26 protein-coding genes and 1 riboswitch are annotated in these 26,534 nt (G+C 70.0%); of the genes, 15 read left to right on the top strand and 11 right to left on the bottom strand.

All coding sequences use genetic code 11. The features are described from left to right. Window positions 1-18: 18 nt before the first annotated feature. Window positions 19-846 (bottom strand): N-acetyl-1-D-myo-inositol-2-amino-2-deoxy-alpha-D-glucopyranoside deacetylase, encoded by an 828-nt coding sequence (mshB, locus tag ABZU76_RS03160; RefSeq protein ID WP_354864509.1) that lies wholly within the window; start codon window positions 844-846, stop codon window positions 19-21. 544 nt (window positions 847-1,390) lie between these two features. Between mshB and ABZU76_RS03155 the strand changes: the two genes are divergently transcribed. The 6 genes from ABZU76_RS03155 (at window position 1,391) to ABZU76_RS03130 (ending at window position 7,908) form a co-directional block, all read left to right on the top strand. Next, window positions 1,391-3,139, top strand: a complete 1,749-nt coding sequence (locus ABZU76_RS03155; protein ID WP_354864507.1) for an ABC transporter family substrate-binding protein — start codon at window positions 1,391-1,393, stop codon at window positions 3,137-3,139. A 193-nt stretch (window positions 3,140-3,332) separates the two neighbouring features. Beyond that, entirely contained in the window at window positions 3,333-4,313 is a 981-nt protein-coding gene (locus tag ABZU76_RS03150) for an ABC transporter permease (protein WP_354864505.1), read from the top strand. Next, window positions 4,306-5,259 (top strand): ABC transporter permease, encoded by a 954-nt coding sequence (locus tag ABZU76_RS03145; protein WP_354864504.1) that lies wholly within the window; start codon window positions 4,306-4,308, stop codon window positions 5,257-5,259. Before ABZU76_RS03150 ends, ABZU76_RS03145 begins: the two co-directional genes overlap by 8 nt. Next, window positions 5,256-6,347: an ABC transporter ATP-binding protein gene (locus tag ABZU76_RS03140; protein WP_354864503.1), complete on the top strand. Its 1,092-nt coding sequence runs from the start codon at window positions 5,256-5,258 to the stop codon at window positions 6,345-6,347. The genes ABZU76_RS03145 and ABZU76_RS03140 overlap by 4 nt, the downstream gene beginning before the upstream one ends. Beyond that, a complete protein-coding gene (locus tag ABZU76_RS03135; RefSeq protein ID WP_354864502.1) occupies window positions 6,347-7,378 on the top strand; it encodes an oligopeptide/dipeptide ABC transporter ATP-binding protein in 1,032 nt (343 codons plus the stop codon). Before ABZU76_RS03140 ends, ABZU76_RS03135 begins: the two co-directional genes overlap by 1 nt. A gap of 77 nt (window positions 7,379-7,455) precedes the next feature. After that, window positions 7,456-7,908 carry a hypothetical protein gene (locus tag ABZU76_RS03130; protein WP_354864501.1) on the top strand — a complete coding sequence of 151 codons (453 nt, stop codon included), beginning with the start codon at window positions 7,456-7,458 and terminating at the stop codon, window positions 7,906-7,908. An 11-nt stretch (window positions 7,909-7,919) separates the two neighbouring features. On the opposite strand, the gene ABZU76_RS03125 is transcribed toward ABZU76_RS03130, so the two are convergent. Next, window positions 7,920-9,644, bottom strand: coding sequence for an ABC transporter family substrate-binding protein (locus tag ABZU76_RS03125; RefSeq protein WP_354864756.1), 1,725 nt, complete (start codon window positions 9,642-9,644; stop codon window positions 7,920-7,922). Between the two features lie 260 nt (window positions 9,645-9,904). Beyond that, complete coding sequence (gene typA / locus ABZU76_RS03120) at window positions 9,905-11,833, bottom strand: translational GTPase TypA (protein WP_220244062.1); 1,929 nt, start codon at window positions 11,831-11,833, stop codon at window positions 9,905-9,907. Between the two features lie 230 nt (window positions 11,834-12,063). Between typA and ABZU76_RS03115 the strand changes: the two genes are divergently transcribed. After that, window positions 12,064-12,231, top strand: a complete 168-nt coding sequence (locus tag ABZU76_RS03115) for a hypothetical protein (RefSeq protein WP_220247896.1) — start codon at window positions 12,064-12,066, stop codon at window positions 12,229-12,231. A 126-nt stretch (window positions 12,232-12,357) separates the two neighbouring features. Here ABZU76_RS03115 and ABZU76_RS03110 read toward each other — a convergent pair whose 3' ends face one another. Then, window positions 12,358-12,657 carry a YciI family protein gene (locus tag ABZU76_RS03110; RefSeq protein ID WP_220244063.1) on the bottom strand — a complete coding sequence of 100 codons (300 nt, stop codon included), beginning with the start codon at window positions 12,655-12,657 and terminating at the stop codon, window positions 12,358-12,360. 207 nt (window positions 12,658-12,864) lie between these two features. On the opposite strand from ABZU76_RS03110, the gene trpS reads away from it, so the two are divergent. Further along, window positions 12,865-13,830: a tryptophan--tRNA ligase gene (gene trpS, locus ABZU76_RS03105; RefSeq protein ID WP_354864499.1), complete on the top strand. Its 966-nt coding sequence runs from the start codon at window positions 12,865-12,867 to the stop codon at window positions 13,828-13,830. 60 nt (window positions 13,831-13,890) lie between these two features. Here the strand turns inward: trpS and ABZU76_RS03100 are convergent, their stop codons facing one another. Genes ABZU76_RS03100 through ABZU76_RS03090 form a run of 3 tightly spaced genes read right to left on the bottom strand, consistent with a single transcriptional unit; the run spans window position 13,891 to window position 16,345 of the window. Beyond that, a complete protein-coding gene (locus ABZU76_RS03100; protein ID WP_354864497.1) occupies window positions 13,891-14,283 on the bottom strand; it encodes a (deoxy)nucleoside triphosphate pyrophosphohydrolase in 393 nt (130 codons plus the stop codon). 23 nt (window positions 14,284-14,306) lie between these two features. Further along, window positions 14,307-15,638 (bottom strand): ATP-binding protein, encoded by a 1,332-nt coding sequence (locus ABZU76_RS03095; RefSeq protein WP_354864495.1) that lies wholly within the window; start codon window positions 15,636-15,638, stop codon window positions 14,307-14,309. Continuing rightward, window positions 15,635-16,345: a response regulator transcription factor gene (locus ABZU76_RS03090; RefSeq protein WP_354864493.1), complete on the bottom strand. Its 711-nt coding sequence runs from the start codon at window positions 16,343-16,345 to the stop codon at window positions 15,635-15,637. The genes ABZU76_RS03095 and ABZU76_RS03090 overlap by 4 nt, the downstream gene beginning before the upstream one ends. Window positions 16,346-16,490: 145 nt before the next feature. Here ABZU76_RS03090 and ABZU76_RS03085 point away from each other — a divergent pair, with 145 nt between their 5' ends. From ABZU76_RS03085 to ABZU76_RS03075, 3 genes are read left to right on the top strand one after another with little or no spacing between them, the layout of a single operon-like run. Beyond that, the gene (locus ABZU76_RS03085) at window positions 16,491-17,594 is read left to right on the top strand and encodes an outer membrane lipoprotein carrier protein LolA (RefSeq protein ID WP_354864491.1); all 1,104 of its coding nucleotides are present in this window, start codon (window positions 16,491-16,493) and stop codon (window positions 17,592-17,594) included. Next, a complete protein-coding gene (locus ABZU76_RS03080) occupies window positions 17,591-18,604 on the top strand; it encodes an ABC transporter ATP-binding protein (protein WP_220244069.1) in 1,014 nt (337 codons plus the stop codon). Before ABZU76_RS03085 ends, ABZU76_RS03080 begins: the two co-directional genes overlap by 4 nt. A 34-nt stretch (window positions 18,605-18,638) precedes the next feature. After that, entirely contained in the window at window positions 18,639-19,517 is an 879-nt protein-coding gene (locus tag ABZU76_RS03075) for an ABC transporter permease subunit (protein ID WP_354864489.1), read from the top strand. A gap of 12 nt (window positions 19,518-19,529) precedes the next feature. Here ABZU76_RS03075 and ABZU76_RS03070 read toward each other — a convergent pair whose 3' ends face one another. Genes ABZU76_RS03070 through ABZU76_RS03060 form a run of 3 tightly spaced genes read right to left on the bottom strand, consistent with a single transcriptional unit; the run spans window position 19,530 to window position 23,215 of the window. After that, window positions 19,530-20,540, bottom strand: a complete 1,011-nt coding sequence (locus tag ABZU76_RS03070; RefSeq protein WP_354864487.1) for an ABC transporter ATP-binding protein — start codon at window positions 20,538-20,540, stop codon at window positions 19,530-19,532. After that, on the bottom strand, window positions 20,541-22,181 hold the full coding sequence (locus ABZU76_RS03065) for an iron ABC transporter permease (protein WP_354864485.1): 1,641 nt from the start codon (window positions 22,179-22,181) through the stop codon (window positions 20,541-20,543). Next, window positions 22,157-23,215, bottom strand: a complete 1,059-nt coding sequence (locus ABZU76_RS03060) for a thiamine ABC transporter substrate-binding protein (protein ID WP_354864483.1) — start codon at window positions 23,213-23,215, stop codon at window positions 22,157-22,159. The genes ABZU76_RS03065 and ABZU76_RS03060 overlap by 25 nt, the downstream gene beginning before the upstream one ends. 23 nt (window positions 23,216-23,238) lie before the next feature. Next, a riboswitch (TPP riboswitch) is annotated at window positions 23,239-23,352 on the bottom strand. A gap of 33 nt (window positions 23,353-23,385) precedes the next feature. Between ABZU76_RS03060 and ABZU76_RS03055 the strand changes: the two genes are divergently transcribed. Both ABZU76_RS03055 and ABZU76_RS03050 read left to right on the top strand, forming a co-directional pair. Further along, the gene (locus tag ABZU76_RS03055) at window positions 23,386-23,673 is read left to right on the top strand and encodes a 4a-hydroxytetrahydrobiopterin dehydratase (protein WP_354864481.1); all 288 of its coding nucleotides are present in this window, start codon (window positions 23,386-23,388) and stop codon (window positions 23,671-23,673) included. Window positions 23,674-24,094: 421 nt separating this feature from the next. Continuing rightward, window positions 24,095-24,529: a hypothetical protein gene (locus ABZU76_RS03050; protein ID WP_354864479.1), complete on the top strand. Its 435-nt coding sequence runs from the start codon at window positions 24,095-24,097 to the stop codon at window positions 24,527-24,529. A gap of 7 nt (window positions 24,530-24,536) precedes the next feature. Here the strand turns inward: ABZU76_RS03050 and ABZU76_RS03045 are convergent, their stop codons facing one another. After that, complete coding sequence (locus tag ABZU76_RS03045) at window positions 24,537-24,857, bottom strand: hypothetical protein (protein WP_354864477.1); 321 nt, start codon at window positions 24,855-24,857, stop codon at window positions 24,537-24,539. Between the two features lie 342 nt (window positions 24,858-25,199). Here ABZU76_RS03045 and ABZU76_RS03040 point away from each other — a divergent pair, with 342 nt between their 5' ends. Then, complete coding sequence (locus ABZU76_RS03040) at window positions 25,200-25,391, top strand: hypothetical protein (protein WP_354864475.1); 192 nt, start codon at window positions 25,200-25,202, stop codon at window positions 25,389-25,391. An 89-nt stretch (window positions 25,392-25,480) separates the two neighbouring features. Continuing rightward, window positions 25,481-26,467: a helix-turn-helix transcriptional regulator gene (locus ABZU76_RS03035; RefSeq protein WP_354864473.1), complete on the top strand. Its 987-nt coding sequence runs from the start codon at window positions 25,481-25,483 to the stop codon at window positions 26,465-26,467. The last annotated feature ends 67 nt before the right edge of the window (window positions 26,468-26,534 follow it).

Raw genomic sequence — 26,534 nt, 5'->3', positions numbered from 1 at the left:
CTCAACGGGGCCGGCACGTCACAGCCCTCCGAACAGGTCGGTGTCCGCGCCGGCCGCGTCGCCGTGGGCGAGCACGAAGTACTCGGCGGGCGGGATCGGCTGCGCGATGTCGTTGGTGAGGGCGAAGTGCACGATCTCTCCGTCGACGACCGTCAGCTGCGTCTCGTGGGCGCGCAGGGCCGCGATCTTCGCCGCGAGGTGGGCCGAGGTGTCGAGCACGGTCGTGACCTTCTCATCCGCGGTGCCGGGGAGCTCGTCGTCTTCGGGTACCCGGAAGGGTGAGCCGCCATTCGCGCGCAGCCGCGCGAGCCCCGCGTCGACCGCGGCCCGGGAGTGCACCACGTGGAAGACGCGCTCGACCGAGGTCGCGCGCGGTGCCGCCGCCATGGTGACGTCGTGGGCGCGGATGTGGTCGGGGTGGCCGTAGCCGCCGAAGGAGTCGTAGGTGACCACGACCTGGGGCGCCACCTCGTCGAGCAGCTCGGCCAGCTGGGCGGCCTGCTCGTCGAGGCTGCCGCCGGCGAACGTGCGTGGGTGCTCGGCCGCCGGCGTGCCCGCCATGCCCGAGTCACGCCAGCGGCCCATCCCGCCGAGGTACTCGTGGCGCGTCACGCCGAGGGCGGCGCAGGCGGCCGCGAGCTCGCCCGAGCGGTAGCCGCCGAGCTGGTCCGCGGCGTCCGAGGCCAGCAGCGCCAGCCGCGGCGGCACGATCTCGCCTTCCTCGCCGAGAGTGCACGTGACCACCGAGACCTCGGCGCCCTCGGCGGCGTACCGGGCGATGGCGCCGCCGGTCGTGATGGTCTCGTCGTCGGGGTGCGCGTGGACGAGCAGGAGCTTTCGGATCACGCCACCAGGTTAATGAACTCCGGCCGCGGGGCCGGGGCCCCGCCGTTCCCGATCCCGGAACGTTCCGCGGCAGGGGTTCCGCCCACCCCGCGGGACCGCCTCGGAAAGGGCGGGACACGCCCTCCGGCCCGCACTCCGGTAAACGGTCGCCACCGTTCACGAGATCAGGTTAATTCCTTGTCACTTCCGGTTTGTCACGGCTGTGCGACTAGTCCATTCGCGGGGTCCACAAAGAGGATGGCGTCGGTTATTGTCCCCCGAGCCGAATGACCCACCTAGCCGTGGCCGTCCCCGAACGAGGACTGCGATGATCGAAGATTAGCTACCGTGAGTAGTCGATCAACCGCAGAACCCGAGGTGGAGATAGGCAAGACGAGATTGCTGTTCCATCACGATCTCACTCAGAGTGTCCGGATCGATGGTTTTGACGGCTGTCCACTGCCTAGGTTGCACGACTACGGTGAGCTAACTCGATTACATCGAAGCTTGCGGTCAGGAAGAGGTCGCCTCGCAAACCCGCGACGGCGTCGAGCAAGGAGAATGAATGTTAGTGACGACAAGGTCGCGCGCCGCGAAGCTCGGTGCCTTCGTCGCGGGTGCGGCCCTTCTGCTCTCCGCGTGTGGCGGTGGCGGCGGCGGCAACAGCGCGGTGCAGACCGGGCAGGCATTCGCCGACTGCGACAAGAACCCGAACAGCTGCAACTCGGTCCAGGCTGACCAGCTGCAGCAGGGCGGCGACGTCACGTACGCCATCGAGAAGAACATCCCGAACTGGAACGTGACCTCGGCCGAGGGCAACGTTTTCGAAACGGGCATGGTCACCAAGGGCATCCTGCCCTACACCTTCTACGCGACGCCGGACCTCAAGCCGGTCCTGAACAAGGACTTCGTGGAGTCCGCGGACGTCACCAGCACCAACCCGCAGGTGGTCGTCTACAAGCTCAACCCGAAGGCGTCCTGGGACGACGGCACCCCGCTGTCTGCCGACGACTTCATCTACAACTGGAAGGTCCAGAACGGCAAGGACTGCCCCGACTGCGCCCCGGCCTCGACCTCCGGTTACGACCAGGTCTCCTCGGTCGTCGGCTCGGACAACGGCAAGACGGTGACCGCCACCTTCTCCAAGCCGTTCACCGACTGGCGCCAGCTGTGGAGCTCTTCGGGCGCGATGTACCCGGCGCACCTGGCAGCCCAGCACGGTGACACCGCCACCCCGGCCGGCCTCGCCTCGTCGTACAAGTGGTTCGGCGACACCGTCCCGACCTGGTCCGGCGGCCCGTTCAAGATCTCGAAGTTCGTGAACAACCAGTCGGTGACCGAGGTTCCGAACGACAAGTACTGGGGCACCAAGCCGCTGCTGTCGAGCGTGATCTTCCGCGTCATCACCGACGCCACGCAGGAGCCGACCGCTCTGCAGAACAACGAGGTCCAGGTCATCTACCCGCAGCCGCAGGTCGACCTCGTGAACCAGGTCAAGAACATGCCGAACATCTCCTCCTACATCGGCCTCGGCCTGACCTGGGAGCACTTCGACTTCAACCTGAAGTCGCCGGGTCTCGACAACAAGGCGCTGCGTCAGGCGATGTTCACGGCGATCAACCGCAAGGACATGATCGCGAAGACGGTCGGCCAGTTCACCAACAAGGTCGAGCCGCTGAACAACCACAACTTCATGCCGCAGCAGTCGGGCTTCAAGGACGTCGTGTCGTCGACCGGTCAGGGCACTGGTGACATCGACAAGGCCAAGAAGCTGCTCACGGACGCCGGTTACAAGCTCAACGGCACGCAGCTGCAGGACCCGTCGGGCAAGAACGTCGGCCCGTACCGCATCCGCTACACCGTCGGCAACCAGATCCGCCAGGACGAGTGCGAGCTGTTCGCCGCGGCTGCCAAGCAGCTGGGCATCACCGTGAACGTCTCGCCGACCGACGACCTCGGTGACACCACCACCAAGGGCGACTACGACATCATCGTGTTCGCCTGGGTGTCCTCGCCGTTCCCGTTCGCGGGCGCCGTCCAGAACTGGGTCACCGGTCAGGGCAGCAACTACGGCAAGTACTCCAACCCGCAGGTCGACAGCCTGATCGCCCAGGCCAACGCCGAGACCGACCAGGCCAAGGCCACGGACCTGCTGAACCAGGCCGATCAGATCATGTCCGACGACGCGTACGTGCTTCCGCTGTACCAGAAGCCGACCTTCATCGCGTCGTCCGACAAGATCGGGAACATCCGCAACAACTCGACGCTCGACGCCCCGGTCTACAACATGGCGGAGTGGGGCCTCCGCAAGTGATCACCACCCGGTAGATTCGCGGGTAGATTCGCGCAGGACCGGTGAGGGGCCGGCACATAGCCGGCCCCTCACCGCATGTCCGAACCGTCAAGTCCGCTTCATCCCGAACTCCAGATTTGCCTCTCTCGTCGCCCCGGCCCTGCCACCACAAGCGGCGGGTCCGCGGCAGAACCACCAGAGCAGGAAGACCTCCATGCTTGCCTTCGCACTGCGCCGGCTCTTCGTCTCGGTGCCGATCCTCATCGTGTCGACGTTCCTCGTCTTCGTGATGGTGTCGCTCTCGGCCAACCCGTTGAGCTATCTGATCCAGAGAAACCCGCCACCACCCCCGCAGACGATCGAGCTCGAGCGGATCCGCCTGCACCTCGACCAGCCGATCTTCGAGCGGTACTGGCACTGGATCACCGGTGTCTTCAGCGGCGACTTCGGCCCGTCGGTGCAGTCGAACCTGAACATCGGCCACGAGGTCTTCGTCCGCTTCGGCGTGACCCTGCGCCTGATCGTGCTGGCCATGATCGTGGCCCTGATCCTCGCCGTGGTCATCGGCGTGATCAGCGCGGCCCGCCAGTACTCGAAGTTCGACTACACCGCGACCTTCTTCGGCTTCCTGTTCCTGTCGATGCCGTCGTTCTGGTTCGCCATCGTGCTGAAGCAGATCGGCATCGGGATCAACACCTCGGTGGGCGACCAGATCTTCTACACGATCGGCTCCTCGTCGGTGATCACACCCGACGGGTTCGGGGCACAGCTCGGTGACGTCGCCGGCCACTTGATCCTGCCGACCATCTCGCTCGCGCTGACGAGCTACGCGGCCTGGAGCCGCTTCCAGCGCGCGTCGATGCTCGAAGTCCTCAACTCGGACTACGTGCGGCTGGCCCGTGCGAAGGGCCTGCCCCGCTGGACGGTGACCCGCCGCCACGCGCTGCGCAACGCGCTCATCCCGCTCACGACCGTGACGGCCCTGGACATCGGCGCGATCCTCGGCGGTGCCGTGGTGACCGAGACCGTGTTCCAATGGCAGGGCGCGGGTACGTTCCTGCTGACCGCGATCAAGCAGAGCGACGTCTACGCCGTGGAGGCGTGGCTCCTCATCGCCGCCACGTTCATCATCCTGCTCAACCTCATCGCCGACCTGCTCTACGGCCTGCTCGACCCGAGGATCCGCTATGCCTGACGAATCGACGACCGAAGAACTGCCCACCGGCGCGGACTCTCGCCTCGACGTCGCGACCCAGCGGGACACCGTTCCCGAGCGCGAGTTCACGGTCAAGGAACGCAGCCAGGCCCAGGTTGTCTTCAAGCGCTTCCTGCAGCACCGGCTGGCGATGATCAGCCTCGTCGTGTTCATCCTGATCGTCCTGTTCGCCTACATCGGCCCGCTCGTGTGGAAGTTCACCCCTGGTTACATCTCCGAGGACAACTCCGCGCCGCCGTCGGGCACGCACCCGTTCGGCACCGACGCCGTCGGCCACGACACGCTGGCCCAGGTGATGCGCGGGACGCAGATCTCGTTGCAGATCTCCGTGCTCATCGCGATCTTCGCGACGGTCGTCGGCACCATCTGGGGCTCGATCGCCGGGTACTACCGCGGCTGGATCGACACGGTCCTGATGCGCATCGCCGACCTGATTCTCACCCTGCCGCTGCTCGCGGTGGCCGCGGTGCTGGCCCACCAGGTGGGTGGCACGTGGTGGCTGATCGCGGTGGTCATCGCCGGCCTGTACTGGGCCTACGTGTCCCGCGTCGCCCGCGGTGTCGTGCTTTCCTTGCGCGAGAAGGAGTTCGTGGAGGCCTCGAAGGCCCTCGGCGCGAGTGACGCGCGGATCATCTTCCGGCACCTGGTGCCCAACGCCCTCGGCGCGATCATCGTGAACCTGACGATCCTGGTGTCGATCGGCATCCTGCTCGAGACCGCGCTGTCGTTCATCGGTTTCGGCGTGACCTCGCCCGACACGTCACTCGGCCTGCTCGTCAGCACCGCGCAGACCGCGGTCGACACCCGCCCGTGGCTGTTCTACTTCCCGGGCGTGTTCATCATCCTGATCGCGCTGACGATCAACTTCATCGGGGACGGCCTGCGCGACGCGTTCGACCCCCAGCAGACGAAGGTGCGCGCATGACCGAGTACAGCTCCAACGGTAGCGGCGGTGATCCCGTCCTCACGGTGGAGGACCTGACCGTCCAGTTCCCGACCGACGACGGCGTGGTCAACGCCGTGCGCGGCGTGAGCTACCACCTGCAGCGCGGCGAGGTGCTCGGGATCGTCGGCGAGTCCGGCTCCGGCAAGTCCGTGACGTCGATGGCCGTGATGGGTCTCCTGCCGCGCACCGCCAGGATCTCCGGCTCCATCCGCTTCGGCGGCGTCGAGCTGCTGAAGGCCAGCGAGAAGGAGCTCAACAAGGTCCGCGGCAAGGGCATCGCGATGGTCTTCCAGGACCCGATGACCTCGCTGAACCCCGTGTACACCGTGGGCGACCAGATCGCCGAGGCGATCACCGCGCACCACAACGTGCGCAAGGACGTGGCCAAGAAGCAGGCGATCGACCTGCTCGACCTGGTCCGCATCCCGAACCCGAAGCAGCGTGCGGACGAGTACCCGCACCAGCTGTCCGGTGGTATGCGCCAGCGCGTGGTGATCGCGATCGCCATGGCCAACAACCCGGACGTCATCATCGCCGACGAGCCCACCACGGCGCTCGACGTGACCGTGCAGGCCCAGATCCTCGAAGCGCTGCAAGCGGCGCAGAAGGAGACGGGCGCGGCGATGGTGCTCATCACCCACGACCTCGGCGTGATCGCCGGCCAGGCCGACCGCGTGCACGTGATGTACGCCGGCAAGGTGGTCGAGTCCGGCACCGTCGACGAGATCTTCTACACGCCGCGGATGCCGTACACGCTGGGCCTGCTGGGCAGCCTGCCCCGGCTCGACGTGAAGACCGAACGCCTCACGCCGATCACCGGCTCGCCGCCCGCGACCACGAACATGCCGCCGGGCTGCCCGTTCAGCCCGCGGTGCCCGATCTCGCAGGACATCTGCGACAAAGAGGAACCGCCCCTGGTGGCGGGCCCCGGCTCGCAGTTCGCGGCCTGCCACTTCACCGAGCAGGTCATCGGCCGCGACCCGGCCGAGCTGTTCAGCGCCACTTCGGCCGACACGGCAGCCGTCCCGGTCACCGTCGACGCCGCGACCGACACGGAGACGATCTGATGAGCGAGGTTACGGCGACCCGGACGCCCGTCCTCTCCGCGCAGAACCTGGTCAAACACTTCCCGATCCGCGGCGGCGGAGTCATCCGCCGCACGACGGGAGCGGTTCAGGCCGTGTCGGGCGTGTCGTTCGACATCTACCCGCACGAGACGCTCGCGCTCGTCGGCGAGTCGGGCTGCGGCAAGTCGACCACCGCACGCATCGCGCTGGCCCTGCAGCCGCTCACCGACGGCAAGGTCACCTACGAAGGCCGCGACCTGGCGAAGATGTCGAAGCGCGAGCTGCAGCGCCTGCGCCGCGATATGCAGATCGTGTTCCAGGACCCGTACGCGTCGGTGGACCCGCGGCTGCCGGTGAACGAGATCATCGCCGAACCGCTGCGCATCCACGGCCTCTACGACAACGGCGGCCGCCAGCAGGTCCGTGACCTGATGAAGACCGTGGGCCTGCGCCCGGAGCACGGCAACCGTTTCCCGCACGAGTTCTCTGGCGGCCAGCGCCAGCGCATCGGCATCGCCCGCGCGCTCGCGCTCAAGCCGAAGGTGCTGGTGCTCGACGAGCCGGTGTCGGCGCTCGACGTGTCGATCCAGGCCGGTGTTCTCAACCTGCTGAAGGACCTGCAGGCGGAACTCGGGCTGTCTTACCTGTTCGTGTCGCACGACTTGTCGGTCGTGCGCCACGTGTCCGACCGCATCGCGGTGATGTACCTCGGCAAGATCGTGGAGACCGCGGCCTCCGAGGACCTCTTCAACAGCCCGACGCACCCGTACACCCAGGCGCTGATTTCGGCGATCCCGGTGCCGGACCCGCGCAAGGAACGCACCCGCCAGCGCATCGTCATCACCGGCGACGTGCCCAGCCCCGCGAACCCGCCCTCGGGCTGCCGCTTCCGCACCCGCTGCCCGAAGTTCGCCAACGAGATCGACGACGCGGGCCGCAAGAAGTGCAGCACCGAAGAGCCGCTGCTGGTCGACCACGGCCAGGGCCACCCGACGGCTTGCCACTTCGCGGAGAGCCTGCAGTTGATCTGAGCCCGTCTTGACGAGAAACGCCCCGGTGCCGCTTGCGCGCGCCGGGGCGTTTTCGTTGTGAGGCAAAGGAGTAACTCGTGATCACGGACCCCACGCTCACCCGGATCGGCGAGGCCGTGCAGCTCGGTCACAGCGGCGACCGGGAGGGCGCACGCCGGGTGTTCGCCGAGATCTGGGCCGAAATCGGTGGTACGCAAGGGGATCCGCTGCACCGGTGCACGCTCGCGCACTCGATGGCCGACGTGCAGGACGACGTTCGGCAGGAACTGCTCTGGGACGAGCGCGCGCTGGCGGCCGCCGGGCAGCTGACCGACGCCCGCATGGCGGAGGCCGGACTGACGCTGTCTGCGGCCGGGTTGTCTCCGTCGTTGCACCTCAATCTGGCCGAGTGCCACCGCAAGCTCGGCGACCTCGACCGAGCCCGTGCGCACCTGCGCGAAGCGCAAGCGACGATCAGCGCGCTCGGCGACGACGAGTACGGGCAGCTGATCCGGCAAGGCCTCCAGCAGATCGCGGACCGGCTGCGCTGACCGGCGGCCACTCAGCTCGTGCCGCGCGTCCAGTTCACCGCGGAGCCGAAGGGCCCCAGCATCGGCGGCCCCGGCGTCAGGCCCGAGATGCCCTTGCCGACGGCCAGGGTCTCGGCTTCCTGGAAGAGCGGGATCACCACGTTGGCCGACCAGAGATCGGGTTCCAGTGTCTTCAGCGCGTCCGCCAGCGTCGTCGAGCCGGTGAGGGCCGCGTCGATCGAGGCCTGGCGGCTTTCGTCGCACAGGCCGGCCGAGTTGGCGGGCACGACGGCCTTGGTCGGGTCCGTCGTGGCCTGGTCGGGGGCGCAGCCGAAGGTGGACGCGAGCACCGTGGCCGGGTCTCCGCCGACGGGCTGCCCGACCACGGCGATGTCGACGCCGACGTTGCCGTTGGCGTCGGGGCCGGCCTGCTGCTGGCCGTTGAGCACGGGCATGGCGAGCAGCGTCGAGAACAGGTCACGCGGCTCGGGGTTGATGGTGTTGACCTGCACGCCGCCCGCGATGAGCTCGTCCGAGAGCTCCTTCGCGATCGACGCGTAGGGCTCCTCTTCGCCTGGCGACGCGATGACCAGCGACAACGTCTTGGTGCCCTTGCGCCACACGCCGGCTTCCTTGGTGTAGCCAGCGGCCTTGAAGTAGCCCTCGGCCTTCGCCAGGTCCGGTGTGGCGGGCGGCCCGGCCGGGATCGTAGGCGCGTAGCCGGCGCCGGTGGGCGGGATGACCTGCGCGTCGGCCTTCAGCGCGGCGGCGGGGCCGCCCATGGCGCCCGCCGTGATGAGCTTGCCGCGGTCGAGCAGGGCCGCGACGCCCTGGCGCACCTGCTTGTCCGACAGCACCGCGCTCACGGGCCGCAGCAGGACGGTGGCCTCCATGGGCCGCGGCAGCGTCGTGAGCTTCACGGCGGAGCCGAGGTCGTTGAGCAGCTGCAGGCCGTTGGCGTCGGTGCGGGTGAGGGAGAACTGGTCGTTGCCGCTGCGCAGCGCGGTCGCGATGCCCGACGGGTCGGAGCGGCGCAGGATCAGCGTGTCGACGGCCGCGGGCTTGTCCCAATAGCGGTCGTTGCGCTGCAGCGTCACCTCGCCGCGGGCGGTGTCGATGGTCTTGATCGCGAACGGTCCCGCTACGGCCGGGAAGCTCGTGGCCAGCGCGGCCTGCCAGCCGCCCGGTGAGTCCTTCAGCAGGTGCTGCGGGAGCAGGTTGTCGAACAGCGTCTGCCAGGCCGGGTACGGCTTGCTGAAGGTGACCTCGACGCCCTTGCCACCGTCGCGCGACTCGATGTCGCTGATGAGCCGGTAACCGGCGGGCTCGATCACGCCGGGCTGCGACTTCATGGCGTCGGCGAGGTAGGTGAAGTCCTCGGTGGCGATCGGCGCGCCGTCGGACCAGGAGGCCTCGGGGCGGATCTCGTACTTCACCGTGAACGGCATCTGCGACACGACCTCGGCCGAGGTCATCAGCGTCTTGTCGAGCGTGCGCTTGCCGTCGTCGGACTGGCGGAACACCGAGGGCAACAGCAGCTGCGACAGCGCCGAAGTGACCGTGGACGAGTCCGCGAGCGTGTGGGGGTTGTAGCCGCCCACCACGTCGTCGACGCCCACCACGATCTGCGACGCCGTGGGCTGCGCTGGGGTGCTCGACGTCGGCGCCGAGGTCACCACCGGAGGCGGTGGCGTGTTCGAGCACGCGGCGAGGAGCGCCCCCGCGAGCGCCAGCACCGGCGCCGCCTTGCGTCCCATCCGCACGCGTACCCTCCCGATTTCCCGCGGTCCGAGCCGACATGCTGCCACGCCGGAGGCTGCTCGGCACCGAGATTCCCACATCCGGCCGGACCGGCCGACACCGGAGTGGATACCGCCAACCGGTGGACGTGCGGGAACCCCACCTGGTTCCCGTTCGTGATCAGCGGCGCGGCATCGTGACCGGCGCGCGACCCGCCCGTGAACGCCGAAGGGCGCCCCGCCCCGGCGAGGGGAGAGGCGCCCTTCGAGAAAAACCGTCAGCCGTTTTCGCGGCTCTTGGCGCGCGAACGCTCCTTGGCGCGGGTGCCGATGTCCAGCGTGACCTTGCGGACGCGGACGACCTCCGGCGCGACCTCGACGCACTCGTCGACCGAGCAGAACTCCAGGGCCTCTTCCAGGCCCATCTTGCGCGGGCGGGCCAGCGTCTCCATCACGTCGGCGGAGGACTGACGCATGTTGGTCAGCTTCTTCTCCTTGGTGATGTTGATGTCGAGGTCCTCGAAGCGCGGGTTCTCGCCCACGACCATGCCCTCGTACACCTCGGCGCCCGGCTCGACGAAGAAGGTGCCGCGGTCGGCCAGCTGGATCATCGCGTACGCGGTGACGGGGCCGGTGCGGTCGGCGACCAACGAGCCGCTGTGACGGGTGCGGATCTCACCCGCCCACGGGAAGTAACCCTCGAACACGTGGTTCGCGATGCCGGTGCCGCGGGTCTCGGTCAGGAAGTCGGTGCGGAAGCCGATGAGGCCACGCGCCGGCAGCACGTACTCGAGCTTCAGGCGGCCGGAACCGTGCCCGCCCATGTGCTCCATGCGGCCCTTGCGCGAGGCCAGGAGCTGCGTGATCGCACCGAGGTGCTCTTCCGGCGAGTCGATCGACAGGCGCTCGAACGGCTCGTGCAGCTTGCCGTCGATGACGCGGGTGACCACCTGCGGCTTGCCGACGGTGAGCTCGAAGCCCTCGCGCCGCATCTGCTCGACGAGGATGGCCAGCGCCAGCTCGCCACGGCCCTGGACCTCCCAGGTGTCGGGGCGCTCGGTCGGCAGCACGCGGATCGAGACGTTACCGATCAGCTCCTGGTCGAGACGCGCCTTGACCAGGCGCGCGGTGACCTTGTCGCCGCCGTTGCGCCCCGCCAGCGGCGAGGTGTTCACGCCGATGGTCATCGAGATCGCGGGCTCGTCGACGGTGATCCGCGGCAGCGCCACCGGGGTCTCGGCGTCGGCCAGCGTGTCGCCGATCGTGATGTCGGGGATACCCGCGATGGCCACGAGCTCGCCGGCGCTGGCTTCGAGGGCGGGCACGCGGGTGAGCGCCTCGGTGACGAGCAGCTCGGAGATACGCACGTTCTGCACCGAGCCGTCCTCGCGCATCCAGGCCACGGTCTGGCCCTTGCGCAGCTTGCCGGCGTGGATGCGGATCAGCGCGATGCGGCCGAGGAAGTTGGACGCGTCGAGGTTGGTGACCAGCGCCTGCAGCGGCGCGTCGAGGTCGGCCGCGGGCGGCGGCACGTGCTGGAGCAGCGTGTCGAACAGCGGGTCGAGGTTCTCGCTGTCGGGGACCTCACCGTCGGCGGGCTGCTCGAGGCCGGCCTTGCCGGCGCGCGCGGAGGCATAGACGACGGGCAGGTCGAGGATCGCGTCGTGGTCGGCGTCCTCGATGTCGCTCGCGAGCTCGAGCAGCAGGTCGTGGGTCTCCTCGACGACCTCGGAGATGCGGGCGTCCGGGCGGTCGGTCTTGTTCACGACCAGGATCACCGGCAGGCCGGCCTCGAGGGTCTTGCGGAGCACGAAGCGGGTCTGCGGCAGCGGGCCCTCGCTCGCGTCGACGAGCAGCACCACGCCGTCGACCATCGCCAGGCCGCGCTCGACCTCGCCGCCGAAGTCGGCGTGGCCCGGGGTGTCGATCACGTTGATCGTGACCTGGCCGTCGGGCGTCTGGCGGTGGATGGAGGTGTTCTTCGCGAGGATGGTGATGCCCTTTTCGCGTTCGAGCTCACCGGAGTCCATGACGCGATCGACGAGCTCGGCGCGTTCGGCGAAGGCGCCGGACTGCCTGAGCATGGCGTCGACCAGGGTCGTCTTGCCGTGGTCGACGTGTGCGACGATGGCGACGTTGCGCAGGTCGGGCCGGGTCTTGCCGGACGCGCGGCCGGTTTCGACTGCGGTGGCGCTGGCTGCGGGCACGCGAAGACTCCTGAACTACGAAGGCGGGTGGGTGGCCGCGTCGCGGGCGGAGCGGTGACCTCTGCCAAAACGGCTTCGCCACCTCAACCGGCATCGTGACCGGCTTTGGCCACACGCGGACTTCATAAGGATACCTGTTGCCGAAGTGTGAGGACCGCCACGCCCCATGATCGGTTAGGCTCACCTAACCTGAACCTCAGGAAGTGCCGCCGAGGACGTGGGAGCCCACCGTGGGCAAAAAGGACAAGAAGCAGCCGGACACCCCTGCTGGGGTCGTCCGCAAGCTGATGAAGGCCGGCAAGGTGAAGAAGAAGTGCTGCCGGTCGTCCTCGAGGTGCAAGAAGTGTCCGGTGCTCGCGTTGAAGAAGGCGAAAACGGACCTCGCGAAAGCGGCTTGAGCGTTTGCTCCCAGCGGCAAGTGTTCCGAGAGGCTTCACCCGCCGTTCGCGGCCCGGCTTCTCCCCGCAACGGCCCGTTCGCCCCGATTCAGAGTGACCGAAATCTCCTGCCGCCGAACACCCTGATCAGTGCGCCACGGCCTCGTTGACCAGGCGCAACTCGGGTGCCGTCTTCGTCGGTGAGAACTCGATCACCTCGTAGTGCGCGAGGTGCTGCGTCGCGAAGGGGTCCGTGGCCAGGATGGCGTCGAGCTTCCCGCGAGCCATCGGGCGCGTGATGATGACGCCGCCCGTGCGCGGGTTCTGGCGGCCGGAGGCCAGGAAATGACCGTGGTCGTACTGCTTGCCGAGCCACTCGGCGTGGTCCGGCAGCGCCAGGTCGATCTCCTCGATGGGCGCGGTGTAGGTGAGCAAGACGACGAACATGTCTCGACGGTAAACCCGGTTCCGCGCCACGGCACCCGCAAGTGTTCTAAGGTGTTCACCATGTTCGCGCACAGCACCCAGTGGTGGCTGCCCTCCGGCGGCCCCGTTGCTCTGCGCTGAACTCCAGCGAAGGCCGCCCCGGTGGGCGGCCTTCTCGCTTGTCAGGCGGGTCTCCTCCCGGGGCACACACCCAGGAGAGGAACCCCAGTGGTCCAGTTATCCGGCATCACCCCGTCCGGCCATGTGCACCTCGGCAACCACCTAGGCGCGTTGCGCCGCTTCGCGTCCGACAGCGAGCCGGACGATCTGTTCTTCGTCTCGGACCTGCACGCGATGACCACCGCGCACAACCCCGCGAAGCTGCGCGCCCTGGCGACGGAGCAGCTGGCCGTGATGGTGGCGACCGGCGTGGACCCCGAGCGCGTGTTCGTGCAGTCCGACATCGCGAAGGAGCTGGGCGCGCTGACGTGGATCCTCGAGTGCACCTGCTCCTACGGCGAGGCCGCGCGGATGATCCAGTTCAAGGAGAAGGCGAAAGGCCAGGCCGGCGTCCGGCTGAGCCTGCTCACCTACCCCGTGCTGATGGCCGCGGACATCCTGCTGCAAGGCGCGTCCGACGTGCCGGTCGGCGAGGACCAGAGCCAGCACGTGGAGCTCGCCCGCGCACTGGCCAAGCGGTTCAACTCGACCTACGGCGAGGTGTTCACCGTGCCGCGGGCCGTGCTGCCGCCCACGGGCGCGCGCGTGAAGGACCTGGCCGAGCCGACGCGCAAGATGTCCAAGTCCGCGCACGACGCCGCGGGCGTGGTCTTCGTGCTCGACGAGCCGGACCAGGTGCGCCGCAAGATCCGTCGCGCGCGCACCGACGGCGGGTCCGTGCCCGCGTACGCGCCGGAAAGCCGGCCGGGCATCGCGAACCTGCTGGACATCCTCGCCGCCTGCACCGGCCGCGATCCGAACCGGCTGGCCGACGAGTACCCGTCCTACGGAGTGCTCAAGGACGCCGTCGCCGACGCCGTGATCGAAGAGCTGCGCCCGGTTCGTGAAGGCACGATGGCCCTGCTCGCCGACACGGCGGAGCTCGAACGCGTCCGCAAGGCCGGCGCCATCCGCGCCGCCGAACGCGGCGACCACCGGCTGTCCTCGGCGCTGCGCCTCATCGGCGCCGGCTGAAGAGCTCGGGCGGGTTTTCCTTGAACCCCAAGGGAAACCCGCCCCGGCCGTGGGTGAAAGTCAGCCGATCAGCAACGCGCGCAACGCCGGGATCAGCCCGCGATCCGCCGGCAGCCAGTCGACGTCGTCGAGCTCGTCCGGACCGACCCAGCGCAAGGCCGTGTGCTCGACCGCCCGCGGTTCGTCGCCCGGGGAGATCAGCCCGGCGGAGTACACGCGCAGCACCTTCCCGCCCGGCAACGGCACCTCGTCACCGACGCGCCCGCCCACAGTGACGGCGACGTCGAGCTCCTCCTGGCACTCGCGAGCCAGCGCGTACGAGTCGGTCTCGCCTTCTTCGACGCGCCCGCCCGGCAACTCCCACTGTCCCGCGTGGTGCGGCGGCCACGCCCGCTGCTGAGTGAGCAACTTCCCGTCACGCACCAGCGCCGCTCCGACGATGACCCCGTCCATCGGCCCAGTGTCCCGCACGGCGTTCACCCGGTTGCCGCGGCCCGATCCGCGCGCCACCTGACCTCGAAGCGCGCACCGCCGTCCGGTGACTCCCCCACGCGCACGCGCCCGCCCCGCCGGCGCACGGCTTCGGCGACCATCGCCAGGCCCAGGCCGGTTCCGCCGGACGAGCGGGCGCGATCGTCGGCCACGCGGTAGAAGCGGTCGAACACCTTGGCGCGGTGCTCGGGCGCGATGCCGGGCCCGTCGTCGTCCACCACCACGCGCACATCCGACCGCGAGGCGAGCACGGACACCACGATCTGGCCGGTGGCGTAGCGGCAGGCGTTGCGCAGGAGGTTGTCGAGCACCAGCTCCACCTCCGAGTGCGTCGCCAGCGCCCACGCCTGCGCGACGGCGGCGCTCACCCGCGTCTGGGGCGCGCCGGCCGGCAGCCGGTGCACGGCCGCCCGCACCTCCGTGACCAGCTCCACCGGCTCGGCGGGTGGCACCTCGCCGGCGTCGGAACGGGCCAGTGACAGCAGGCCGCCGAGCAGGGCCGACAGGCGTTCGGCCTCGGCGAGGATGTCCGTGAGCGTCTCCTGTGCCAGCTCCGGATCCGGGTTCGTCACGGCCACCTCGGCCTGCACGCGGATCGACGCGACGGGCGAACGCAGCTCGTGCGCCGCGTCGCCGGTGAAGCGGCGAAGCCGGCTGCTCACTTCTTCTTGTCGGGCGAGCAATGCGTTGAACTCCTCGGCGAGCGCGCGCAGCTCGTCGTGCGAAGTCGGCAGCGGCAACCGCGAACCCGGCGGCAACGAGCGCACCAGGCCACGCATCCGGGCCACCGGCCGCAGCGCGAAGCGCACCAGCAGCCAGGTCGCGAGCCCCGCCACCACGGCGCCGACCAGCGCGACGATCACCAGCCACAACCCACCGGAGTGCACGGCCGCGGCGAACCCGACAAGGCCCGCGCCCGCGACGACCAGCCGCTGGCTGCCGTCCGGTCCGCTCACGACCTGGCCTCGCCAGCGGTCGCCGTCGGTCTGCACGGGCACGCCCGCCTTGAGCTGCCCGATCGCGTCGCCGCTCAACGGTGGCCGCGGCTGACCGTCGACCGGCGCGCCCGAGATGTCCAGCACCCGCACCGAAACCGGGTCCGCGCCCGCCGGCGGCCGGCCCGCCGCGACCGAGGCCGACGCGGGTCCGAGCGCGGCCGTGAGCTCGTGGTCCACGGAGTCGACGAGCAGCGGTTCGAGCCGGCTGGCGGCGAGCGTGGCGAGTCCGAGCAGGCAGGCCAGCGTGATCGTGGTGGCCAGCACCGTGATCCGGACCTGCAGCGAACGGCCCCGCCACCAGGACGGTGTGCCGATCACATGACCTCGTCCAGCTGCGCGTCGGACGCGAGGTAGCCGTGGCCGCGCACGGTCCGCAGCAGCGCGCCGGCGCCGACCGCATCGAGCTTGCGCCGCACGTAACCGACGTAGACCTCGACGAGGTTGCGCGTCACGGCCTGCTCCTCGCCCCAGACCGCGCGCAGCAGCTCGTCCTTCGTGACGACCGTGCCGGCGCGGCTCACGAGCACCTCCAGCAGCCCGAACTCCCGCGGTGACAGCGGTACCTCGGTGCCGTCCCAGCGCACCTGCCGCAACGCTCGGTCCACCTCAAGCGAGCCGAGCCGCAGCGTGCCGCGCGAAGCTTCGGGCCCGGCGCGCCGCAGCACCGCGCGCACCTGTGCGACCAGCACGACGAACGAGAACGGCTTCACGAGGTAACCGTCGGCACCGAGGTCGAGCCCGTCGGCCTGGTCGATCTCGCCGTCCTTGGCGGACACGAGCAGGACCGGCGTCGTCACGTTCTCCGCGCGCAGCTGCTGCAGCACGCGGTAGCCGGACAGACCGGGCAGCATGATGTCGAGCAGCACCACGTCGAACGCGCCGGTGCGCGCCAGCCGCAGCCCGGACGGCCCGTCGGCCGCCGTGACCACGTCCATGTCCTCCGCGCGCAGGCCGCGTTGCAGCGCCTTGAGCACGCCCGGCTCGTCGTCGACCACCAGCACCCGAGGTTTCACGAGTTTCATCATGGCCGGTTTGCGCAGGTCGTGCGCGAGCTCTCAGCGCGATCTCAGCCGCGGAGGCCGAGCATTCAGGGGTATCTCAGCCTCGAGAGGGAAGCGTCGGTTCCGGGAGCCGAGCACACTGGGGCTCGGAAACACAGGGAGAGACGACATGGATCCGAAGAAGAAGGCCATCACCGCGGCCGTCGTCGGCACCGCTCTGGGGGTCGGGGGGCTCGTGGTGGTCGCGATGCCGGCTTCGGCCGGAGACGCGCCCAAGCTGCCGGCGATCAGCGCCGAAGACCTCGTGCAGTCGGTCATGACGGCCAACCCCGGTCCGTTCGACGGCACCGTCAGCGTGAGCAACGACCTCGGCCTGCCGGCCATGGGCGCGGTCGGCGGCGCGGTCCCGGGCATGAGCGCGCTGAACGTCGACTCCGCGCACGTGTTCAGCGACGGCACCGGCAAGGCCAAGATCTCGCTGACCAACGGTGCATCGCAGGAGACGATCGTCCGCGACGGCACCACCGTGTGGGACTACCACTCCAGCACCAACTCGGCCACGAAGACGACCATCCCGGCCGACGTCGCCACCCAGCACGACATGGGCGCGGGCGAGCTGGCCGACCCGGCCACGGCGACCAAGGAACTGCTGGCCAAGGTGCGTGAGAACAGCACCGTCTCCGTAGACGGCACGGCGAACGTCGCCGACCGCCCGGCCTACGAGCTGGTCTTCACCCCGAAGCCGACCGAACGCACGTTGCTGCGCGAAATCCGCGTGGCCGTGGACTCGCAGACGCGCATGCCGCTGCGGCTTTCCGTGCTGAGCAACGGAACCACGGCGCCGGCGCTGCAGGTGGCGTTCGACGACGTGAAGTTCGCGCCGCAGTCGGCCGACCTGTTCACCTTCACCCCGCCGCAGGGCGCCAAGGTCACGGAGAAGACCGCGAAGGTCGACGACCAGACCAAGGCGAAGGCCGACGAGGCCATGCAGGACACCAAGCTCGTCGGTGACGGCTGGGACACCGTCATCACGGGCAAGGTGCCGGCCGACGCGCTGTCCGGCAAGAAGCCGGCCGGTGCCTCCGGGGCCGAGGGGCGCAACGTCGACCCGCAGCAGCTGCTCAGCCGCTTCGCCAAGCGCGTGAACGGCACCTGGGGCAGCGGCTACCTGTTCACCACCAAGGTCGGCGGCGCGGTGCTGACCGACGACGGGCGGTTCGCCGCCGGTGCGGTGCCGGAGCAGGTGCTGTACGAGGCGCTGGGCCAGAAGTGACCGACACGACCAGTGCGCTGGTAGCCGGGGCGGGCATCTCCCAGGAGGTGTCCGCCCCGGCGGTCCCGCTCGCCGCGCGCACGCGCGGGCTGCGCAAGGTCTACCGCGGCACGGTCGCGGTGGACCACGTCGACCTCGACGTGCCCGAAGGGGCCGTGCTCGGGATGCTCGGGCCCAACGGCTCGGGCAAGACGACCACGATCCGCATGCTGCTGGGCCTCGTGCGGCCCACCGAGGGCGAGGTCGAGCTGCTCGGCCGGCCGATGCCCGACGGCGCGCCGCACGCGCTGCCCGACGTCGGCGCGCTCGTGGAGGGCCCGGGCTTCCACCCGTTCCTGTCCGGGCGCGACAACCTGCTGCGCTTCGCGGCCGCCGAGCCGCGGCTGGCGTCGGGGGCGATCCCCGCCGCCGTGGACGGGGCGCTGGAACGCGTGGGCCTCACGGTCGCCGCGCGCCGCCGCTACAAGGGCTATTCGCTCGGCATGAAGCAACGGCTGGGGCTGGCCGCGGCGCTGCTCGTGCCGCGCCGGATGGTGATCCTCGACGAGCCGACCAACGGCCTCGACCCCGCCGGCACGCGCGAGATCCGCCGCATCATCAGCGAGCTGCACGCCGACGGCTGCACCGTGCTCGTGTCTTCGCACCTGCTCGCCGAGGTGGAGGCGACGTGCACCCACGTCGCCGTGCTGCAGTCGGGCACGGTCGTGGCTCAGGGCGAGCTGGCCGAGCTGTTGGAGTCGGGCAACGCGGCGCTGCTCGTGCGCACGCCCGACGCGGAGCACGCCGTGGAAGTGTTGCGGGAGAACCGGATCGGGGCGCGGCTCACGCCCGACGGCGTCCGCGCGGACCTCACCGCCACGCCCGCGCCGCGGGTGCTGCAGGTGCTCGTGGGCGCCGGCGTCGAGGTGCATGAGGCGACTCGCGCGCGAACCGGGCTGGAGGACCTGTTCGCGCGGCTCACCGAAGGCTCTGACGGGTCGGTCGGCTCCGAATCCGAGGGGGAAGCATGACCACCGCCGACGTACTCACTTCCGCGGAGGCGGCATGACTACCGCGACGCTCACGGCACCCGTGAGCCGCACGGGCCACGACACGGTGCCGCTGCCGCGGCTCGTCGCGGCCGAGCTGCGCTGGATCTTCCGGCGCCCGCGCACGCTGGCCGTGCTCGGGCTGCTGGCCGTGGTGCCGATCGTGATCGGCATCGGCCTCACGCTCGTCGGCGACAGCGGGCCCGACGGCGGCCCGGCCGACGGCGACGCGGCGCTGCTCGCGTCGGCCGTGAACAACGCGTTGGTGCTGCCCATCGCCGCGCTGACGATGACGCTGGCCCTGCTGCTGCCGCTGGCCTCGGCCATGGCCGGCGCCGACGCGCTCGCCGGCGAAGCCGCCCACGGCACGTTGCGTGCGTGGCTCGTCGCGCCTGTCAGCCGCGGCCGGCTGCTGGTGGTGAAGGCCATCGGCGTGGCGGTCGTGTGCGTGGTCGCGGTACTGGCCATGTGCGTCACGGGCGTGGTGACCGGGCTGATCATCAACGGCACCGGATCGCTGTTCACGCTGTCGGGCACGACGTTGTCGCTCGGCGCGGCGCTGGGCCGGATCCTGCTCGTGGCGGGCTGGATCGTGCTGCAGCTGTGGGCCGTCGGCGCGGTCGCGCTGGCCGTGTCGAGCTGGACGGAACACCCGATGCTCGTGGTGGCGTCGGTGCTGGCCGGCGACATCGTGTTCACGATCCTCGGGTTCCTGACCTCGCTCGACTGGCTGCACCCGTTCCTGCTCACGCGCAACTGGAGTGAGGCCCCGACCGAAGTGTTGGCCGACCCGATCTCGGGCTCGATGCTCACCGAAGGTGCGTTGCGGGCCGCTTGTTACATCATCGTGGGGCTGTCGCTGGCTTACGGCCGGCTCGCCACTCGAGACGGCTGAGTTCGAGGGGTCTCAGCCGACGATCGCGATCCCGTCCGGGTCCAGTGCGAGCCGGACGGGATCGCCCGCACGCAAGTCGGCCGTGACGGGGGCGACGGCATCCACGGTGTCCTTTTCGGACAGTCGCACGACCAGCCTGAGGTGCTCCCGCCGGTGCACCGCGGCCGTCACCTCGCCGGTCACGCCGGTTTCGGCCACCCGCAACGCGTGTGGCCGCAAACCGAGCCGCACCGGACCGTCTTCGGGCTCCGGGAGCACGACCTCACCGAGATCGGTGTGCACGACCCCTCCCGCGGCCACCCCGTCGACGAACGACGTGGCGCCGAGGAACTTCGCGACGTCGTCGTCGGCCGGGTTGCGCCACACCGACCGCACGGCGCCCTCTTGCCGGATCTCACCGGCGTCGAGCACGGCCACGCGGTCGGCGAGCGTGAACGCCTCTTCTTGATCATGGGTGACCAGCAGCGCGGTGATCTTGCTGCGCCGCAACAGGTCCGCGAGGTCGATGGCCAGCTGCTCACGCAGCCCCGCGTCGAGGCCGGAGAGCGGTTCGTCGAGCAGCAGCAGCCGCGGTTCGGGCGCGAGAGCGCGGGCCAGCGCCACACGCTGGGCCTGGCCGCCCGACAGCTCGGTGACGCGCCGGCGTTCGAACCCCTTGAGCCCCACCAGTTCCAGCAGCTCTTCGACGCGTGCCCGGTGTTTCGCTTTGGGGATCCCGTGCATGCGCAGGCCGAACGCGATGTTCGCGGCGACGTCGCGGTGCGGGAAGAGCTGGCCGTCCTGGAACACCAGCCCGAACCCGCGCCGGTGCACGGGCACGGCGGCGAGGTCGGTGCCGTCCCAGCTCACGGAACCGGACGTCATGGGCTCGAGGCCGGTGATGGCGCGCAGCAGCGTCGACTTGCCGGAGCCGGACGGGCCGAGCAGGGCCAGCACTTCGCCGTCGGTGATGTCGAGGCGCGCGTCGCGCACCGCGGCGAACGAGCCGTAGTGGACCGTGAGGTCCCGCACTGTGAGCGCCATCTAGAACTCCCCCACCGTGCCGTGCCCGCGAACCGAGCCGAACCGGTCGATCAGCGCGACGGCCGCCACCGTCACGATCATGAGCAGCGCGCACGCGGCATACGCCATCTGGTTGTTGAGCTCGCCTGGGCGCGAGATGAGCGTCGCGACGGCCACGGGCAACGTCGGCGCGTCGGGCCGGGCGAGGAAGCTCGTGGCGCCGAACTCGCCGAGCGCCACCACGTAGCCGAACCCGGCGGCCGCGACGAGCGAACGCGCGGTGAGCGGCAGGTCGATCTCGCGCCACACGCGCGCCGGGCTCGCCCCGAGCGTCGACGCGGCCTGGCGCAGCCGCGAGTCGACGGCGCGCAGCACCGGCAGGATCATCCGCACGACCAACGGGATGATCACCAGCGCCTGCGCGAGCGGCACGAGCAGCGGTGACGTGCGCAGGTCGCCGGGCAGCGCGTCGAGCGTCACGAGGTAACCGAAGCCGACCGTCACGGCGGAGACGCCGAGCGGCAGCATGAGGGCGGCGTCCATCGTCTCGCCCATGCCGCGGGCGAGGCGGCCAGGTGCGCGGCGCAGGGCGACGAGCACCACGCTGGCCAGCACGCCGACGGTCATCGCGAACAGCGTCGCGTCGGTGGCCGCGGCGAGCGAGTTCTTGGCGGCGACCCAGCCGCTGACCTGCAGCGCGTCGTCCGTGCCGGTGCCGGCGAGCGCGTGGAACCCGGCGAGGCTCCACCCGTCCGGTGTGGACACCGACTCCACCAGCAGCGCGACGATCGGCGTCATCAGCAGCGCGATCACGACCGTGGCGGCACCGACCGTCCACCATTCGCCTTTTCTCGGCCGGCGAGGAGTGGACTGCTTGAGCTTCACGGAGTTCTCGCGGCGCTTTCGGGCGATCGCGCCGAGTGCGAGCGCGGCGAGGACGGCGGCGAACTGGATGAGCGACAGCGCGGCCGCTCCGGAGAGGTCCAGCAGGTCGACCGTGCGCAGGTAGATCTCGGTCTCGAGCGTGCGGTAGCGGCCGCCGCCGAGGATGAGCACCACGCCGAAACTCGTGGCGCAGAACAGGAACACGACCGCCGCGGCCGACGCGACGGCCGGGCCGAGCGCGGGCAACGTCACCGTGCGGAAGGCCCGCCACGGCGAGGCACCCAACGCGCGGGCGGCCTCCGTCGCCCGCGGGTCGAGGTGGCTCCACAGCCCGGCCACGGTCCGGGCGACCACGGCGACGTTGAAAAACGCGTTCGCCAGGACCAGCGGCAACACGCCGCCGTCGGGCCACAACGCGCGGAACGCGAGCCCGACGACCACCGTCGGCAGCACGAACGGCACCAGCACCAGCGTGCGCGCCAGCCCGACGCCGGGCAGCTTCACGCGCGCGAGCACGTATGCCACCGGCAGCCCCGCGACCACGGCGACGACCGTCGAAGCGGCGGCGCTGACCAGCGTGAACGCGGCGAGCTGCCACGTCTGCGCGTCGGCCAGGACCGTGTCCACACCACCCGCCGAGAAGCCACGGCCGAGGATCGCGACGACCGGCCAAGCGAAGAACACGACCAGGAACGCGACGGGCAGCAGGCCGAGCAGCGCCAGGCCCGCCGTGCGCGCGGTCTGCGCCTGCGTTACGCGCCCATGAGCGAGCGCCATTCACCGATCCACTTCTCACGGCCGGCCTGGATCTGGTCGGCGGGCAGAGTCGCGGGGTCCTGCGGCAGCGGCGCGGCCGCGGCCCAGCCGGCGGGCAGGTCGACGCCCTCACGGGCCGGGTAGACGTACATGTTGGCCGCGACCGTCGACTGGAACTGCTGCGAGAGCAGGAAGTCGACCACCTTCTGGGCCTGCGGGACCTGCTTGGTGTTCGCGAGGACGCCGGCGTACTCGATCTGACGGAAGCACGTGTCGAGCAGCGCCTTGGTGCGCGGCTTGCCGTCGTCGCCGATCTCGGCGGCCGGCGAGGACGCGTACGAGACCACGATCGGGCGCGGGCCCTTGCCCGAGGAGCCGGAGAAGTCCTTCGTGTAGGCCTCTTCCCAGCCGCTGTCGACCTTGACGCCGTTGGCCTTGAGCTTGGCCCAGTAGTCGTGCCAGCCCTGCTCGCCGTACTTCGCCACGGTGCCCAGCAGGAACGCCAGCCCGGGCGACGCCGTGGCGGGGCTCTCGGCGACGGTGAGGTCCTTGTACTTCGGGTCGGCGAGGTCGTCGTACGTCTTGGGTTCCGGCAGGTGCTTGCTCGCGAAGTACGCGGGGTCGATGTTGACGCAGACATCGCCGACATCGACGGCACTCAGGCGGTGCTGTGGGTCCACCGAGTACCGCTGCGGCCCGCGGTCGGCCTCGGGGCTCGTGTACGCCTGGAAGACGCCTTCGTTCAGCGCTCGCGAGGCGAACGTGTTGTCCACGCCGAACGCGACGTCGCCGATCGGGTTGGCCTTGGTGAGCACCAGCTTGTTGGTGAGCTCCCCCGCGTCGCCCGACTTGAGGATCTTGAGCTTGATCCCGGACTGGCGCTGGAACGCGTCGAGCACGTCCTGCGGCGCGACGAACGAGTCGTGGGTGACGAGTGTGACCGTCGGGGTCTGCTGGGCGTCGCCGCCCGAGCTGCCGCCGGACAGCGAGCACGCGCTCGCCAGCACCGTGACCGTGGCCAGGCCCAGCACCGTGCGTGCGGTCCGCGGAATCATCTGCCCTCCTGCACTTCGCCGTGAGCAAGGAGAGCAGGCCTCCCTGCGCCGGCATGATCCGGATTCAGGTGCGAACGGTCGCGGGTCTCGGGCACCCGCCTCTCAGCCCGGCGTACCGGACTCCCGTGGCAACCGTGCAGCGTAGCCCAAACGGGTTCACCATTGGACACATGGCGCAACTACTGAGCGACTCCGAGATTTCATCCGCCCTGACCACCGTCCCCGACTGGCAGCGCGACGGCGCCACGATCACCCGTTCGGTGACCCTGTCTTCCTTCCCGAACGCCGTGGCCTACGTCGTCCGCGTCGCCGAACTCGCCGAGGCCGCCGACCACCACCCGGACATCGACATCCGCTGGCGCACGGTGACCTTCCGCCTCTCCACCCATTCCGAAGGCGGCCTCACCTCGAAGGACTTCGCGCTCGCCGGCCAGATCGACGCCGCGCTCACCGTGTGACGCGCCCGACTGTCACGACACCTTCCGCGGTCTGACACGTCCCCCCTTCGTACGTTCCACGAGGAGGGACCCCTTTCCATGACCCAGGCAATCGTCGTCGGCACCATCGCGTTCACCCTGATGGTCGCCTCCGCCGGCGCGGTCCTGTGGCGCACTTTCCGCGCCCACCGTGATCTCGACCACAGGCCGTAACACCACCCTTGATCAGCGCGCTATCCCAGCGGAATCCGCCCGCCCCGCCCCCCGCTAGGACACGCGATGAACAACTCGCCCACCACCCTCTCGGCCACCCAGCGCGCCTGGATCACGATGTTCGCGACGGCGTTCACGCTGGCCGCTTTGGTGGTGCTCGGCCTGCTCGGCTGAGCCCCTTCTTTTTCACTTTTGGGAACACCGGACGGTTCGGTGCCGACGACTCGGCATGAACCGTTCGTCCGTCGCGTGCGCGGCAGCCGTGGTGCTCCTGGCTGCCGCGTCGTGCGCGGCGCCCGCCGCCCCACAGCCGGCGCCGGTGTCGACCTCGGCGTCGCCTCCCACCGCCCCGCAGCGGGCGCTGGTGTCGCCTCCCGCGGCTCCGCTTTCGGCGACCTCGCCGCCACCTTCACCGACGCGGGCCTCCGCACCACCCCAGTCGACCTCGACGCCACGGACCACCCGGACATCGCCCAAACCCAAGATCCGCGACACCCGCCCCGGCTGCGGCCAACGAGCCGTCAATGCCCGCAAGTTCAACCCGAGCTGCAAGGAATACCAGGGCTACCTCGACCCCGGCGGCCCCGGCCGCGGCAAAACCTCCGGCGAAACCCAGCGCGAGTGGCTGTGCGAACAGGGCCAGCTTCCGAAGAACGAATGCTGACCTCCGGTCAACTGGCGTTGGTCTGTACCAGCTCCTCCATGCGCTGGAACGCCAGTTCGGCGATCCGCAGGAGCTGCGCGTAGTACGGCCGCCCGGCTTCGGGGAACTCGGCGAGCGAGTCCTGCAGTCTCGCCTCGCATTCCGCGAGCCAGTTCCACCGGCCATCCGCCAGCAATTCTCCGCGAGACACCCGCTCCGACAGCGCGTAGATGTCGGCGTCGATCATCACGGCGCACACCGAGCCGTCGTCCCGGCCCCGCACGACCTCGGGAGCTGGGAACGGCGCCGCGCGGTGCTCGGCGAGGGCGGTCTCCAGTTCGCGGATCACCGGGTCAGTTTAGAGTTTTCGTGCCGGAACAAGGACCGGATTTACGGAGAGCAGGCTCAGACGTTGAACCTGAACGTTGACGCACCCGGCGTCGACGTGGGGAATCACCCGGAAACCGGCTCTGATCTGCGGATCTCAGCGTTTGCTAGTGACGGCCGTAGTTGGCCGAAAACGAAGCTTTTGCGGACTCGTTGCGGACTGGTCCGGCGGACCGTGGTGGCGCACGGCGTTTTCGTGGCTGCGCGAAAAAGGCCGGCGACCGCCCTCGCCTTCGTCGCCGTTGCTCTGCTCGCCCTGGTGTCCGGATGCACCGGCGAGCCAGTTCCTTCGACGAGCCCAACGGTGTCGCGGCCGGCGTGGTGCTCGTACCCGGCGCCGGGTGGCGTGGCCGCGCTCGAGGCCGCCGTCGAAGAGCACACCGCGGCGATCGCGCGGTACTCGCCCGGCCAACCGGTCGACCGGTTCACGCTGCAGCTGGACCTGATGACGCAGTGCGCACACGACCGCGCCGACACGCAGCTCGTATCCCGGTAGGCTGGTTCTGCACCTCTTCGCGGAGGGAACGGCCCCGGGTAGCTCCCGGGGCCACGCGAAGAGGTCGACTCCGCGAATGAGGTTCTGGGGTGGCCGAAACCTTTGGTGACGCGTTGATCCGCCTGCGCAAGGCGGCACGCTTGTCGCAGACCGCGCTTGCGCAGCGCGTGCACGTGTCGCAGTCCAGCCTGTCCCGGTACGAATCCGGGCTGCAGGAGATCGACGAGCAGACCGTCGCGCGGCTCGATGAGGTCCTGGACGCCGGCGGCGAGCTCCTCGAGCTGTGGTCACCGCTGGACACCGGTCCGCTGAACAGCGACCAGCGCGACGCCATCGCCTACAGCGTGAAGCACCCCGAGCGCATCGACGCCGAGGCAGTGCGGGCGCTCGCGGACAGCCTCGCCGCACAGCGGCGGCTCGACGACGTGATCGGGCCCGAACCGATGATCCCCGCCACCCTCGCGCAGGCCGACATGGTGACCGGTCTTCTCCGCGCCACCGGCGGCCCGATCCGGCGAGAGCTGGCCGCGGTCGCGTCCGAGCACGTCCAGTTCGCCGGCTGGCTGCGCGCGGAAGCGCGCCAAGACAGCGAGGCCGTGCGGCTGCTCACCGAAGCCGAGGACCTTGCCGATGAAGCCGACGACGGCACGCTGGCCGCGCAGGCCGCGAACTTCAAGGGCTACCTCGCCCGCCAGCAGGGCCGGCCGCGCGCGATGGTGCGGTGGTTCCTCGCCGCGTACGGCACGCCAGGCGCGCACCCGAGCCAGCGGATTGGCGACGCCATCCAGGCCGCGCAGGGGTACGCGCGGCTCGGCGAGCGGGACACCGCGCTGCGACTGCTCGACGACGCGGACGACATGGTTGACGCCGCCGGCGACCCGCCGGAAACGGCGTACTGGCTCACGCCGACGTTCCACCGCCTGAACAGCGGGCTCGCCCACCTCGCGCTCGGCGATTACGCGGTCGCCGTCGACCACCTGGAGACCGGGCTCGGGAACCTGCCCGATGACCAGCAGGGTGCCGAGTGGACGAACGAGTACCGCGCCGGCCTTGAACAGGCGAAGGCCGCGCGCTGACTGGTCTATGCGCATAGTGACGCATCGGCCAGCCTCTTCACCCTGCGTAGTGCTGGCGCGATGCTCG

Source organism: Amycolatopsis sp. NPDC005232 (genome assembly GCF_040607795.1).
Lineage (GTDB): Bacteria > Actinomycetota > Actinomycetes > Mycobacteriales > Pseudonocardiaceae > Amycolatopsis.
This window is presented reverse-complemented; position numbering and strand designations above follow the sequence as displayed.